General features: G+C 65.5%; 10 protein-coding genes. 3 read left to right on the top strand and 7 right to left on the bottom strand.

Annotated features, from left to right (window positions below; genetic code table 11):
* Nucleotides 1-52 precede the first annotated feature (52 nt).
* Nucleotides 53-1,816 (top strand): YadA family autotransporter adhesin, encoded by a 1,764-nt coding sequence (locus AWB82_RS05310; RefSeq protein ID WP_159462556.1) that lies wholly within the window; start codon nucleotides 53-55, stop codon nucleotides 1,814-1,816.
* A gap of 60 nt (nucleotides 1,817-1,876) precedes the next feature.
* Here the strand turns inward: AWB82_RS05310 and AWB82_RS05305 are convergent, their stop codons facing one another.
* Nucleotides 1,877-3,526: a Na+/H+ antiporter gene (locus AWB82_RS05305; RefSeq protein ID WP_086966106.1), complete on the bottom strand. Its 1,650-nt coding sequence runs from the start codon at nucleotides 3,524-3,526 to the stop codon at nucleotides 1,877-1,879.
* 380 nt (nucleotides 3,527-3,906) lie between these two features.
* On the opposite strand from AWB82_RS05305, the gene AWB82_RS05300 reads away from it, so the two are divergent.
* Entirely contained in the window at nucleotides 3,907-5,226 is a 1,320-nt protein-coding gene (locus tag AWB82_RS05300; protein WP_086966167.1) for an EAL domain-containing protein, read from the top strand.
* 10 nt (nucleotides 5,227-5,236) lie between these two features.
* Here the strand turns inward: AWB82_RS05300 and AWB82_RS05295 are convergent, their stop codons facing one another.
* Nucleotides 5,237-8,806: an indolepyruvate ferredoxin oxidoreductase family protein gene (locus tag AWB82_RS05295; protein ID WP_086966105.1), complete on the bottom strand. Its 3,570-nt coding sequence runs from the start codon at nucleotides 8,804-8,806 to the stop codon at nucleotides 5,237-5,239.
* A 245-nt stretch (nucleotides 8,807-9,051) separates the two neighbouring features.
* On the opposite strand from AWB82_RS05295, the gene AWB82_RS05290 reads away from it, so the two are divergent.
* On the top strand, nucleotides 9,052-9,702 hold the full coding sequence (locus AWB82_RS05290) for a glutathione S-transferase family protein (RefSeq protein ID WP_086966104.1): 651 nt from the start codon (nucleotides 9,052-9,054) through the stop codon (nucleotides 9,700-9,702).
* Here the strand turns inward: AWB82_RS05290 and AWB82_RS05285 are convergent.
* From AWB82_RS05285 to AWB82_RS05265, 5 genes are all read right to left on the bottom strand, one after another.
* Nucleotides 9,699-9,944: a hypothetical protein gene (locus AWB82_RS05285; protein ID WP_086966103.1), complete on the bottom strand. Its 246-nt coding sequence runs from the start codon at nucleotides 9,942-9,944 to the stop codon at nucleotides 9,699-9,701. The two genes, AWB82_RS05290 and AWB82_RS05285, sit on opposite strands and share 4 nt — an antisense overlap.
* A 58-nt stretch (nucleotides 9,945-10,002) precedes the next feature.
* On the bottom strand, nucleotides 10,003-10,224 hold the full coding sequence (locus AWB82_RS05280) for a hypothetical protein (RefSeq protein ID WP_086966102.1): 222 nt from the start codon (nucleotides 10,222-10,224) through the stop codon (nucleotides 10,003-10,005).
* 64 nt (nucleotides 10,225-10,288) lie between these two features.
* Nucleotides 10,289-11,200 (bottom strand): carbohydrate kinase family protein, encoded by a 912-nt coding sequence (locus AWB82_RS05275; protein ID WP_086966101.1) that lies wholly within the window; start codon nucleotides 11,198-11,200, stop codon nucleotides 10,289-10,291.
* A gap of 5 nt (nucleotides 11,201-11,205) precedes the next feature.
* Nucleotides 11,206-12,483, bottom strand: coding sequence for an AGE family epimerase/isomerase (locus AWB82_RS05270; protein ID WP_086966100.1), 1,278 nt, complete (start codon nucleotides 12,481-12,483; stop codon nucleotides 11,206-11,208).
* Complete coding sequence (locus tag AWB82_RS05265) at nucleotides 12,480-13,499, bottom strand: LacI family DNA-binding transcriptional regulator (protein WP_086966099.1); 1,020 nt, start codon at nucleotides 13,497-13,499, stop codon at nucleotides 12,480-12,482. The genes AWB82_RS05270 and AWB82_RS05265 overlap by 4 nt, the downstream gene beginning before the upstream one ends.
* Nucleotides 13,500-13,557: the final 58 nt, after the last annotated feature.

Genomic DNA, 13,557 nt, shown 5'->3' with positions numbered 1-13,557 from the left:
GTCGCTAGGAGGCGTGGTCGTTGCAAACTCGGCCCACGCGCAGCAAAAAATCGTGGAAGGCAACGGAGCTACGGCCAACACGCAACCGGGCGCCGATCCCAATCACGGCGTCGCCCTCGGCCCCAACGCACACGCTGATTCGACCTCGAAGAAGGGTTCGTCGCCGATAGCCATCGGTCCTTACGCCAACGCGAGCGGTCAGGGCTCGCAGGTCGCCATTGGCGATATGGCAACCGCGAGCGGCACCAACTCGATCGCCATCGGCGGCAATCCCTACAAGAACGGCACGGCCGCGACGGGCGACTATTCGGTGTCGATCGGTTCTTCGTCGAACGCGTCGGGCTATGGCTCGTTCGCATTTGGCGGCGACGGCACCTCGGGCGCGAAAGCCTCAGGCAAATACTCGATGGCGTTCGGCCCGCAATCGGTCGCTTCGGCGGAAAACGCCCTGGCGTTCGGAAGCGGCGCGTCGTCCACCGGGACGTCCGCGGTCGCGTTCGGCGTGAACGCCGCGGCCGGGGCGGAAAACGCGCTCGCGTTCGGCACCGGCGCGCAGGCCAGCAATGCGGGCGACGTCGCGATCGGCGCGAACAGCACCGCGGCCGCGGCAGTCGCGACGAAATCCGTCAAGATCAACGGCGCGACCTACGGCTTCAGCGGCACTGCGCCGACGAGCACCGTGAGCATTGGCAGCGCGGGCGAAGAGCGCACGCTGACGAACGTCGCGGCGGGCCGCATCAGCGCTTCGAGCACCGACGCCGTCAACGGCTCGCAACTGAACGCGACCAATCTCGCGCTCGCGGCGGAAGACTTCAAGGTGAACACGTTTGGTAGCGGCGTCGCGACGGCGCTGGGCGGCGGCGCGGCCTTCGATCCATCGACGGGCGCAATGAGCGCGCCGATGTACGGCGTCTACGGCCAGACGTACAGCGACGTCGGCGGTGCGCTCACCGCGTTGCAGCGCTTCGCCCCGGTTCAGTACTCGAGCGCGAATGCGCCCACCACCGGTCTCGGCGATGGCGCGCCGGTCTCGAACGACGTCACGCTGGTCGGCGCGGACGCAAACGCGCCGGTCTCGCTGCACAACGTGGCTGAGGGCGTGGACGCGACCGATGCGGTCAACGTCGCGCAACTCACGCAAGCGATCAACACCGCGGTCGTGAACGTGCTGCCCATTACCCCGACGGCATGGGTGGACAGCAATCCGGCGAACTACACGGTACCGGTTGCCACCGGCACGGACGCCCTCGCGGTCGGCAGCGCGAGCGTCGCGACCGGACAGTCGAGCACGGCGGTCGGCACGGGCAGCACCGCGTCGGGACAGTCGAGCACGGCCATCGGCAGCGGTTCAAATGCAAGCGCCGACAATTCCGTCGCGCTGGGCGCGAACTCCGTCGCGAACGAGGCGAACACCGCGTCGGTCGGCTCGGCGGGCAACGAGCGCCGCGTCACCAATGTCGCGCCGGGCGTGAACGGGACGGATGCCGTCAACGTGAACCAGATGAACGCGGGTCTCGGGCACGTTCAGAATCAGGTGAACAACCTCCAGACGCAGGTGAACGACAACCTCAAGAAGTCGTACGGCGGCACGGCCGCGGCCATCGCGATCGCCGGTCTGCGCTATGACGACCGTCCGGGCAAGATCTCGGCGGGCGTTGCGTCCGGCTGGTATCACAATCAGATGGGCCTCGCGCTCGGCATCGGCGGGACCTCGAACGATGGCGTGTGGCGGGTCAATGGCGGCCTCACGATGTCGCCGACGCTGTCGTCGCCGGATGTTGGCGGCGCGGTCGGCGTCACTTACACGTTCAACTGATCGAGCTTCGGGCGCGCGAGGCAACCCGCGCGCCCGACGTCGTTTGGCTCGCACTCACACTCACGCCCCCGTTCCCCGCTTCCGGTTCACGATCGCGGTCTCCGAAAGATCGACCTCGCGCATCAGCTTGTTCAAGGTTTCATCGTTGATGTGCTGCAGGGAACGTAGCCTCAGCAATTCCGCCCGCTCGGCCCGCAACGCGGCCATCTTGAGCCGCGTCTCCACCATTTCGCTTTTCTTCGCGGCCTTGCGCGGCGCTTCTTCATCGCCGAGCGATTCCAGCCGTCTGCGATACATGGCCATCACGCGCGCGGTCGAGTCGGCGCAGCGCGCGGACGCGGCTTCATCCATTTGTTCGATGAGTTCGTCGTGCGTGTCGTCGATCGCGCGGATCGCGGCCTGCGCCGCGCGCCTACGCGCCACGCGCTCTTCCGCCGCGTGCGGGTTCTTCTCGCGCTCGATGCCGCGCAGCATCAGCGGCAAGCCGACCACCGCGATCAGCAGCGACACCAGAATCACCGCCGATGCGATGAAAATCGCCAGATCGCGCCCGGCGAGCGTTTCCGGCAGCGACAGCACGCCCGCGAGCGTCACGGCGCCGCGCACGCCGCCGATGGTCGTCAGCGCGAGCGTGCGAAAACCGGGCGCGGCGCTGTCGAGGCCGCGCTTGGCCGTCTTGCGCGCCGCGAACCAGCGCAGCGAATACACCCACGCGAAGCGTAAGGCGTAAAGCGCGATCAACGTCGCGAACACATAGCCGATCAACAGGCCGACCTGCGCGTTGCTGTCGTGATGCGCCTCGATCAGCGCCCGCCCGAGAATGTGCGGAAACTGCAGCCCGAGCAGGATGAACACCATGCCGTTGAAGACGAACTCGATCATCGTCCAGGTGCTAGTCATGCGCACGCGCACCGCGCTCGGAATACCTTCGCGCAGGCTCTGGATGTTCATCATCATGCCCGCCGAAACCGCCGCCAGAATTCCCGAGCAGCCCACATGCTCGGCCACGACATAGGCCGCGAACGGAATCAGAATCGTGAGAATGACGCCCGCCGCGGGATCGTCGTCGTCGGAAAATTTCAGCAGACGCGAGGGAATCTCGGTCACGGCCCAACTGATCGCCGCGCCGATCACGAGGCCGCCCGCCGCGATGATGAAAAAACTGATCGTCGCGTCGCGCAGCGAGAACACGCCCGTCAGCGCGGCCGCGATCGCGAACTTCAGCGCGACGAGGCCCGACGCGTCGTTCATCAACGCTTCGCCTTCGAGAATGTGCATCAGGTTCGCGGGAATCCGGTTGCGTCCGGCGATGCCCGTCAGCGCGACGGCGTCGGTCGGCGAGAGCACGGCAGCTAGCGCGAAGGCGATGGGCAGCGGCATCGCCGGAATCATCGCGTGCAGGAAGTAGCCGAGCGCGCCGACGGTGATGAACACGAGCCCGAGCGCGAGCATCAGGATCGCGCGGCGCTGCATGTAGAGCTCGCGCTTCGGAATGCGCCAGCCGTCCGCGAAAAGCAGCGGCGGGATGAACAGCAACATGAAAAGCTCGGGATCGAACGTGACATGTAGCGCGAAGCCCGGCCACGCAAGGCACGCGCCGATCGCGATCTGGATGAGCGGCAGCGGCAGCTTGAACGGAAGCAGGCTCACGCCGAGTCCCGAGAGCGCGACAGCCAGCAAAAGAATGAGGACGGTGAAAGTGATTTCCATGTGTGCGCTACTGCACGACGGCGCGCGACGGGCGCGAGCGGCCGGCGCACACGGCGTCTAGCATTGATTCGAGGAGCCGAAAGTTTAGCCCGTGTGTGCTAAGGAGGCAGCGATGGCGGCTTCGGCTTATCGCACCATGACGGTGCGCATGCACGTGGAATCGCCTGTCGGCGGTGCACGCGGGACGCAAAAGACCGGCTGGGCGCAGCGCGCTCTGCGCATGGAGCTTGCTTTACCGAAAGCCACGGGACGGAGAGACTCCCGGCGAGATCACCGAGGGCGGTTCTTATGAAAACGGTATGGCACGGGTCCGGCGCGGGTCCGCGGAGCATGAAGCAATCGAGCGCGATTCGCCGGGGCGCTCGGGCGAGGGTATCGGCATGATGATCGCAAATCCCGAGAAGACGACGGTTTCCGCGCGCAGCTTCGAGCTAGGCGTGACATCGGGCTTCGATCGCTATTCGGTCGAACATGGCGAGTGGACGCTATCGAGCGTCTTTCAGCCGGTTTTCAGTTTGTCGCACATGCGCGCGGTCGGATACGAGGGCTTGTTGCGCGCGCACGATGCGCTCGATCGCCCGGTATCGCCGCTCGATGTGTTCGGGCAGGCATCGCGCGTCGGCGAAGCGTTGCAGATCGACCGGCTCGCGCAGGCGCTGCATCTCGAAAACTTCAAGATGCTCGGCGCGAAAGACGAATGGCTCTTTCTCAACGTGCATCCGGGCGCGCTGACCGAGCCGTATCACGCGGCCGCGTTGCTCGCGAATCTGAAGCGCCTGAACCTGGAACCGCGCCGCGTCGTGCTGGAAGTGCTGGAGCAGAGCGCGGAAGATATCGAGCGGCTCGCGCTCACGGTGCAGCAGTTTCGCGATCACGGTTTTCTCATCGCGCTCGACGATTTCGGCGCGGGCCACACGAATATCGAGCGCATCTGGCAGCTCGATCCGGACATCGTCAAACTCGACCGCGTGATGCTTTCGCACGCCGGCCATAACGTGCACGCGCCGCTGTCCGCGCGCTCGCTCAAGCAGCGGCAGAACATGGAAGCGGTGCTGTCGGGGATCGTGTCGCTGCTGCACGAGGCGGGCAAGCTCGTGCTGATCGAAGGCGTCGAGACCGAGCACGAAGCGCAACTCGCGCTCGCGAGCGGCGCGGATTTCGTGCAGGGCTTTTTCTTCGCGCGGCCGCATCCCGGTCTCGCGGACAGCGTGCACGCGCAGAACGTGATCGGCGAACTGACCGAGCGTTACCGGTTGCAGACCGAAGCACGCGAACGGCGCGTGGCGACGCGGCTTCAGCCGTATATCCGCGCGTTCGAGCGTGCGGCCGAGCGGCTCGCGGCGGGCGAGCCGCTCGAAGAAGTGTGCTGGAATTTCCTCGCGCTCGATAACGCCGCGCGCTGCTTCCTGCTCGATCAGAACGGCAGGCAGGCCGGCCGCAACGTCGTGCTGCGCGCCGACCGCGCCGCGCACGAGGCGCGCTTTCTGCCGCTCATCGACGCGCAGGGCGCGAACTGGCTGCGCCGTCCGTATTTCCGCGCGGCGCTCGGCGATCCCGAACGCGTGCATGTGACGAAGCCGTATCTGTCGATCAACGAGGCGATGCCGTGCGTCACGCTCTCCGTGGAAACGCGCGCGCAGGGCAAGCGCTGCGTGCTGTGCGGCGACGTCGACTGGTTGCCCGACGACGCCGCCGACTGATCGCGACGCGCTACTTCGCGACCACGACCGGAATCCCCTTCAGCGATGCCGCGCCCTTCATCGAATCGATGGAGGCGCGCACCGCATCGCCCGTCGCCGCTTCGATACCGATGCGCGCCGCGATGTCGCGTTCGCCGCGCTTGACCATCGCGACGTTCGCGAGCTTCACGTGACCGTAGCCGCGCACGCGTTCGAACAGCGCGGCGAGCGCCTGCACGTCGTTCGCGCGGCCGGGGTTCATCTGGGCCAAAGCGCGCGTCATCGTGATCTCGAAGTCGTCGGCGAGCTGGCGCTCCATGCGCCGTTCGAGCGTCTTGCCGAAGACGTCGAGCGCCGTGCCGCGCAGCGCGCGAATTTTTGCGAGACCGCCGAGCACGGGCCACATCCACTGGCCGAAGACCTTCTTCTTCGGCGCGCCATGCGATAGCGCGGGCGGCGCGAGGTTGAACTTCACCGTATAGCTTTCGCCCGCCGCGCCTTCGAACTGCGCGCCGAGCGCGGCGCGGAACGCCGGGTCCGCGTGCAGGCGCGCGACTTCGTATTCGTCCTTCACGGCGAGCAGCTTGTAGAACGAAATCGCGATGGCGCGCGCGATGGCCTCGTTGCCCGCCGCCGCGTTCACCAGCTTGCGATAACGCGCGACATACTTCGCGCCGCCATACGCGAGCAGACGTTCCTCGCGATCGCGGATCAGTTCCGGCAACGACATCTGATCCATCGTGACGCGCTTGGCCAGTACCTGGGCCGTCAGCGCTTCGAGTGCGGCCATGTCAACCGCCGCGAGACGGCCGATGGAAAACGCCAGCTTGTTCGCCGCGACCGCGACGTTGTTCAGCTCGATCGCCCGCATCAGCGCCGCGAGCGACAGCGGCACGAGGCCGAGTTGCCACGCGAAGCCGAGCATCAGAATGTTCGCGCCGATGGTATCGCCGAGAAAACGCTGCGCCAGCGCCTGCGCGTCGCAACTGCGCATGGCGTCGTGCGCGCCGGGGCCGGCCGCGTGACGCATTTTGTCGAGCAACGCATCCGCATGAAGATTCGCCTCGGGGTTCTGCACGAAACTCGCGTTCGGAATCGCGTGCGTGTTCACGACGATCTTCGTGCGATCGTGCCGCACCGTTTGCAGCGCTTCCGGGCTCGCGCCGACGACCATGTCGCACGCGAGCAGCAAATCCGCCTGCTGCGTGTCGATGCGCACCTGATTGAGCAGCGCGTCCGTTGCGGCGAAACGCACGAACGACAGCACCGAGCCGCCTTTCTGCGCGAAGCCCATGAAATCGAGCACCGACGCGCTTTTGCCTTCCAGATGCGCCGCCATGCTGATGAGCGCGCCGACCGTCACGACGCCCGTGCCGCCGACGCCCGTCACGAGGATGTCGTACGGCGCGTTGTCGAGCCGACCTTGCGGCGGCGGCAGCGCATCGACGCGGCGCGCGAGTTCGGCGGGATCGAACGCGTGGCCTTCGGCCTTCTTGAGCTTCGCGCCTTCGACCGTGACGAAGCTCGGACAGAAGCCGTTCACGCAGGAATAATCCTTGTTGCACGACGACTGATCGATGCGGCGCTTGCGTCCCAGTTCCGTTTCGACCGGCTCGACGGACAGGCAATTCGACTGCACGCCGCAATCGCCGCAGCCTTCGCACACGGCTTCGTTGATGAAGAGACGCTTGTCCGGATCGGGAAACTCGCCTTTCTTGCGGCGACGGCGCTTCTCGGCGGCGCACGTCTGATCGTAGATCAGCACGGTGACGCCCGGCGTATCGCGCAGACGGCGCTGCACGTCGTCCAGTTCGCCGCGATGATGAAACGTCGTGCCGCGCGGAAACTGATCTTCGTGACCGATGTATTTCTCCGGCTCGTCGCTCACGACCACGAGCAGCGCGATGCCTTCCGCTTCAACCTGCCGCGCGATCTGCGGCACGGAAATACTGCCGTCGACGGGCTGGCCGCCCGTCATCGCGACGGCGTCGTTATACAGAATCTTGTACGTGATGTTCGTCTTCGCGGCGACCGCCTGACGAATCGCGAGAATGCCCGAATGAAAGTACGTGCCGTCGCCGAGATTCTGGAAGACGTGCGGCGTTTTCGTGAACATCGAATGGGAAGCCCAGTCGACGCCTTCGCCGCCCATCTGGATCAAACCGGTGGTGTCGCGCTCCATCCACGACGCCATGAAGTGACAGCCGATGCCCGCCTGCGCGACGGAACCTTCCGGCACTTTCGTCGACGTATTGTGCGGGCAGCCCGAGCAGAAATAGGGCGTGCGCTTCACGGCATCGGCGACATTCGAGAGGATGCGCGGCGCGACGAGATCGACCACCTTGTCGCGGCGATCGAGCGCCGGCTTGTGACGCGCGAGCCAGTCCGCGAACACCGGCAGCACGCGCGACGGACGCAATTCGCCGAGCGCGGAAAGTAGCTGCGCGCCGTCGCGGGCGTTCTTGCCGATCACGATCGGACGCGCGCCGTCGACGCGGTTGTACAAATGATCTTTGATCTGCTGCTCGATGACCGGCCCTTTTTCCTCGATCACGAGCACTTCGGAGAGGCCATCGACGAACGTTTCCAGCCGCGTCGTTTCGAGCGGATACGACAGCCCGACCTTGTAGATGCGCACGCCGGCGGCATCGAGATCGGCGACGGTGAGATCGAGGCGGCGCAGCGCTTCCATCAAATCGAGATGCGCCTTGCCGCACGTCACGATGCCGACGTTCGCGCGCGGGCTCGGCGCGATCCATTTGTCGATGCTGTTCACGCGCGCGAAGTGGCGCACGGCGTCGATCTTCGCGGCGAGACGCGCTTCGATCGTGAGGCTCGGCAGATCGGGCCAGCGGTTGTGCAGGCCGCCCGCCGGCGGCGTGAACCCTTCGTCGGGCGCTTGCCAGTTCGTGCGAATGGCGTCGAGATCGACGGTCGAACCGGATTCGACGGTCTCGGAAATCGCCTTGAAGCCGATCCACGCGCCCGAAAAGCGCGACAGCGCCCAGCCGTAGATACCGAACTCCAGCATGTCCGCGACGTTCGACGGATTCACCACCGGCATGTGCCACGAGATCATCGTCTGGTCGCTCTGATGCGGCATCGACGAGGACACGCAGCCGTGGTCATCGCCCGCGACGACCAGCACGCCGCCGTGCGGCGACGAGCCGTAGGCATTGCCGTGCTTGAGCGCATCGCCCGCGCGATCCACGCCCGGGCCTTTGCCGTACCACATCGCGAACACGCCATCGACGGTGCGTTCCGCGTCCGACTCCACGCGCTGCGTGCCGAGCACGGCGGTGCCGCCGAGTTCCTCGTTGATCGCGGGCAAGAAGCGCACATCGTGCGACGCGAGCAGTTTCTTCGCCTTCCACAATTGCTGATCGACCATGCCGAGCGGCGAGCCGCGATAGCCGCTTACGAAGCCGGCGGTGTTCAGCTTCGCGGCGCGATCCAGTTCGCGCTGCATCAATACGAGGCGCACGAGCGCCTGCGTGCCCGTGAGAAAGATTCGGCCCTTGGTGGCGCTCAGGTTGTCGCCGAGTTGATAGTCGGACAGCACGGGAGGAAAAAATGCATCGGCGGGAACGCGCGCGTTCATGGAATCTCCGGTCAATTTTTGTATGTGAGGCAATGCGACATTCTTTGCCGACAAATGCGGAATGTTTTTGCGCACTCGTGCGGATTCCGCGCGCATCCAGAAACAACCGCCTTGATTTCGAGATGATCGAGAGGAATTTTCTCGATCCGGCGCGCCTACGCGTAAACCCCGGGGCGATGCACCGCGCGATCCGCGTCGATTTGGGACTAACCTGAATGCCTCGAAAGCCACCGAAATTCCCGCCGATGAAGCTCTTCTACTGGCCGAAGACGCGCGCCTTCCGCGCGCTGTGGATGCTCGAAGAAATGCGCGTGCCGTATGAACTGGCGTTCGTGAACATTCGCGCGGGCGCACAGAACGACCCGAACTTTCGCCGCGTCAATCCGATGTCGAAGCTGCCCGCGCTGGAAGACGGCAGCGTGCGCGTCGCCGAATCGGGCGCGGTGCTGCTGTATCTCGCGGATCGCTATCCGGAAACCGCGCTCGGCGTGCCGCTCTCCGATCCTTCGCGCGGCCGCTTCCTGCAATGGATGTTTTTCACCGGATCGTGTCTCGAACCCGCGATGGCCGAGCGCGTGACCTGCGCGCAAGGCAACACGGTGAGTTTCGGATGGGGCGATCTTTCGCGCGTCGAACACGCGATCGAAAACGCGCTGGAAGAAGGCGAGTGGCTGCTGGGCGAGCAGTTCACCGCCGCCGACATTCTCGCGGCGAGCACGCTGCAGATCGCGTTCAAGGCGAAGCTGATCGAGCCGCAGGGCGTGCTCTTCGATTACGTCGAGCGCTCGCTCGCGCGCGAGGGCTACGAACGCGCGTCAGCGATCGATCGTCGCGAGGCCGAGCGGCTGGCGCTGAATGCGCACGCGGGCGTCGCGCATTCAGCGAGAGAGCATTAAGGAAAGGCGCGCGGCTTCGGAATGCCCGCGCCGGCTTCGATGTCGGATACCGCGCGCCGATGCGCCAGCTCGACGGCTTCGGCCTTGTCGGCGAGACCGTCATCGCCGCCGACGGTCGTCCACGCCTGCACCGCCTTGTCGTGATGACGGATCTCGTACTCCGCGTCCCAGCGCGCGCCCTGAAGCTCGACGGGCCTCACGTGGATGGCGTAGACGCCGTATAGGAAGATCTGCTCCGGCATGATGTCCTCCGATGCAGCCGAAAGGCGTCGCGCAACCCGAACGCCAAGCGCCGCCTGGCTATAGTTCGATTTCCCCGAGGATGCGGTGCGCGAGCGCGCGCGCCTCGTTGAGCGCTTCTTCTTCGTTGCCCGACGCGGCTTCGACTTCGTAGAGCGTCGCTTCGGTATCCTCGCCGTCGTCGCGTGTGAGCGAGACGAGGCCCTGGAACTGCCCGCCGTCGATGGCGCGCACGCCGATCGTCGCGGTATAAATGCCTTTCGTGTAGGTGGTGTCTTCCATGTGGATTCGCCTCCAGGCAAGGACGAACCCATGCTAGCACGCTGATATGTAACGCGTGCGACGCTTACGCGAGCAACGCCTCGACCTCTTCCAGCGAAGGCGAATGCGCGCCCGAATGACGGCACGCCGCCGCGCCCGCCGCGAGCGCAAACTTCAGATGATCGGGCCATTCGCCGTGACGCGCCATCAGGCTATAGAGCAATCCGCCGATGGACGCATCGCCCGCGCCGACCGTATCCGCCACTTCGACGCTCGGCGGGCGCGCGCTGTATTGCTCGTCGCCGGCGTAGAGCGTGGCCTCCGAGGAGCCGCGCGTGACGAGCACGGTGGCCTGCGTGTTCATCGCGCGGATTTTCGCGAGCGCGTCCGCTTCGGGCATGCCCTTGAAGAGCATGTGCAGGTCTTCGTCCGACACCTTGATGAGATCGGCGAGGCTCGCCATGTTGCGCAGGATCGGCTCGTAGCCGTGCTCCATCAGATTGCGATAGTTCGGATCGAAGCTGATCTTCACGCCGTGCTCGCGCAATTGCCGGGCGAGCGCGGCGAGCGTCGCCCCGAGCGGCTGACGCACGAGACTGATGCAGCCGAAATGCGCCCACTTCACGCGCTCCATCCAGCCTTGCGGCAGCCGCGACGGATCGAACGCGAGATCCGCGCCGTTCTCGCCCATGAAGTAGTAAGTGGGCGGCTGCGTCTTGTGGACGATCGCGAGCAAGGGCGGACGCTCCACGCGCTGCATGAAGCGCATGTCGAGACCCGACGCGACGCTCGCGTTCCACAGGTCATCCGAGAAATTGTCCGTGCCGAGCGAACCGGCGCACGCCGTCGGCAGGCCGAGCCGCGCGACCGCGCGCGCGACGTTCCAGCCCGCGCCGCCCGGACGCGAGAGCCAGCTCGACACGTCCGTGCGGATCATGTCGGTGAGAATGTCGCCCGCCGAAACGAATTGCGGGAAGGGAGTTTGCACGCTTGCCATTCGCGTCACCGTTGAGTCGAGGTCGAATTCGAGGTCGAATTCGGGTTCGGGGCCAGGGCATTCAGCACTTCGTAGCACGCGCCCATCGTGTGATAGTCGGTCTTGCCGGCGGGACTTTTCTCGTCGCCGTACTTGCGGTTGTCGCACGTGAGAATGCGATACCACGCGCCGTATTCGTGATCGACGAAGTGTTCCCAGCTATAGCGCCAGAGTTCGTCGTAGCAGTCCCAGAAACGCTCGCGCCCCGTGCGCGCGCCGAGGAGCGCCGCCGCCGCGAAGCTTTCCGCCTGCACCCAGAAGTATTTGTCGTGGTCGCAGATGGTGCCGTCCGGTCCGAAACCGTAGTAGAGGCCGCCGTGACGGCTGTCCCACGCGCGGTTGAAACCGGCGTCGAACAGTTCGGCGGCGCGCGGCGCGAGCCACGGCAGCGCGCGATGCCGTTCTAGAATCAGCAGCAGCTTCGCCCATTCGGTCTGATGGCCGGGCTGAAATCCCCACGGGCGGAAGATGTTCGAACTGTCCGATTCGTTGTAGTGCCAGTCGACCGACCAGTCGCGATGAAAATGCTCCCACACCATTGCGTGCGACAGCTTCGCCTGCCGCAGCGTGATGTTGCCCGCGATCTTTTCCGCGCGATCCAGATAGATGACGTGACCCGTCGCCTCGTACGCCGCGAGCAGCGCTTCGGTCGCGTGCATGTTCGCGTTCTGCCCGCGATAGTCCGAAAGCTGCCAGTCGGGCGTGGCTTCGTCGGCGTAGAGACCGGCGTCGGCATCCCAGAAACGCTTTTCCAGCAGCGCAAAGGTTTCGTCGATCATCGGCCGGGCTTCGTCGATGCCCGCCATGGCCGCGTGAGCGCACGCGAGCAGCACGAAAGCCAGCCCGTAGCAGTGACGCGTGCCGTCGAGCGTGCGCTTCTGGCCGTCGCGCCACTCGATTTCCCAGTCATAACCCTGGTTCACGGCGTCCCAGTGCGCGTCGCGCAGGAACAGAAAAGCGTGGCGCGCGTCGTCCTGAAAACGGGCGTCGCCGAAGTGGCGGAACGCCATCGCGTAATTGAAGACGAAGCGCGTGCTGCTGACGAGATGGCGCGTCGTGCGGTCATAGACGCTGCCGTCGTCCTTGAAGAAATGAAAGAAACCGCCGGACGGATCGCGCGCGTTGGGCGCGTAGAACGCGAGCGTGTCGCGCACGTGGGCGAGCAGGAAGTCGCGGCTGCGGAAATCGATCGCGCGTTCGGCTGGCGCCGGTTCCGCGATGGCAGGTGAGGCAGTCATGTTCATGGCGTGCTGATGTCCTGTTTCGTGCCCGAGCTCGCGCGAGCAACGAAATTGACGGCGACGAGCGTGTCGGCCTGGCTCGGCGGGCTCGATTGATCTTCCAACAGCAACTCGACGCCGCGGCGACCGAGCGCTTCCTTGTCGACGGTCACGGTCGAGAGCGGCGGCGTGCTTTGCGCGGCGGCCGGAATGTCGTCGAAACCGACGAACGCGATGTCGTCCGGCACGCGCAATCCGTGCGCGAGACAGACGCGCATCGCGGCAAGGGCCGCTGCATCGTTATAGGCGAAAACGGCGTCGGGCAGGGGACTGGATTGCGCGCGGGCGTCGGCGATCAGGCGTTCCATCGCGTCGGCGGCGGCGAGATCGGCGGAGAGGCCCGGCTGCGTCGTGATTTCGAGCGTCGGATCGAAAAGCTGGCCGGCATCGAAATACGCTTTCCGATAGCCGAGCGCCCGTTGCGCGATGCTGTAATGCGCAAGCGATCCACCGATGAACGCGATGCGCCGCCGTCCTTGCGCGAACAGATGCTGCATCGCGAGCGACGCGCCTTTCACGTTGTCGATATTGACCGAGCGAAATCCCGGCGCGCGCAGATCGATCAGCACGGTGGGCCGCGCGAGCGAATGCAGATGCGCGAGCAGTTCCGGTTCGACGAAGCCCGCAACCGCGATGGCGTCGGGCGCGTGCAGGCGCATCTGCTGCGCGAGATCGTGTGTCGGGCCGGCGGTGAGCACGGACGGCACGAGCCGCCGCTCGCGGCACGCTTCCTCGAAGCCGTTCAGCACGTGCGAGAAAAACGGGCTGACGGAGAAATTGTTGTGCTGCCGATGCAGCAGAAAGGTCACGCGACGAATGCGCGTGCGCAACTGCGCCGAGTCGTAGCCGAGCTGCTGCGCGATTTCGACGACGCGTACGCGCGTCGCCTCGGACAAGCCCGGTTGATTCTTGAGCGCGCGCGAAACTGTCCCGATCGAGACGCTTGCCGCGCGCGCGACATCGCGAATGGTGGTGGCCATCGTGGTGTTCTCTGTCTCCGCTTCTTCCCGACGCGGTGTTCAGCGCGTCGGGTCAGTT

Origin of the sequence: Caballeronia glebae, from assembly GCF_001545035.1 — a bacterium.
Taxonomy (GTDB): Bacteria; Pseudomonadota; Gammaproteobacteria; order Burkholderiales; family Burkholderiaceae; genus Caballeronia; species Caballeronia glebae.
Note: the sequence above shows the minus strand (reverse complement) of the source record. Positions and strands in the feature narration are given on the sequence as shown.

What these genes read in the sequence shown, in the direction of transcription:
- AWB82_RS05290 (WP_086966104.1), top strand. Translation starts at nt 9,052, where the DNA reads ATGAAGCTCTTCTACTGGCCGAAGACGCGCGCCTTCCGCGCGCTGTGG.
- AWB82_RS05275 (WP_086966101.1), bottom strand. Translation starts at nt 11,200, where the DNA reads ATGGCAAGCGTGCAAACTCCCTTCCCGCAATTCGTTTCGGCGGGCGAC.
- AWB82_RS05300 (WP_086966167.1), top strand. Translation starts at nt 3,907, where the DNA reads ATGATGATCGCAAATCCCGAGAAGACGACGGTTTCCGCGCGCAGCTTC.
- AWB82_RS05285 (WP_086966103.1), bottom strand. Translation starts at nt 9,944, where the DNA reads ATGCCGGAGCAGATCTTCCTATACGGCGTCTACGCCATCCACGTGAGG.
- AWB82_RS05270 (WP_086966100.1), bottom strand. Translation starts at nt 12,483, where the DNA reads ATGAACATGACTGCCTCACCTGCCATCGCGGAACCGGCGCCAGCCGAA.
- AWB82_RS05305 (WP_086966106.1), bottom strand. Translation starts at nt 3,526, where the DNA reads ATGGAAATCACTTTCACCGTCCTCATTCTTTTGCTGGCTGTCGCGCTC.
- AWB82_RS05295 (WP_086966105.1), bottom strand. Translation starts at nt 8,806, where the DNA reads ATGAACGCGCGCGTTCCCGCCGATGCATTTTTTCCTCCCGTGCTGTCC.
- AWB82_RS05265 (WP_086966099.1), bottom strand. Translation starts at nt 13,499, where the DNA reads ATGGCCACCACCATTCGCGATGTCGCGCGCGCGGCAAGCGTCTCGATC.
- AWB82_RS05280 (WP_086966102.1), bottom strand. Translation starts at nt 10,224, where the DNA reads ATGGAAGACACCACCTACACGAAAGGCATTTATACCGCGACGATCGGC.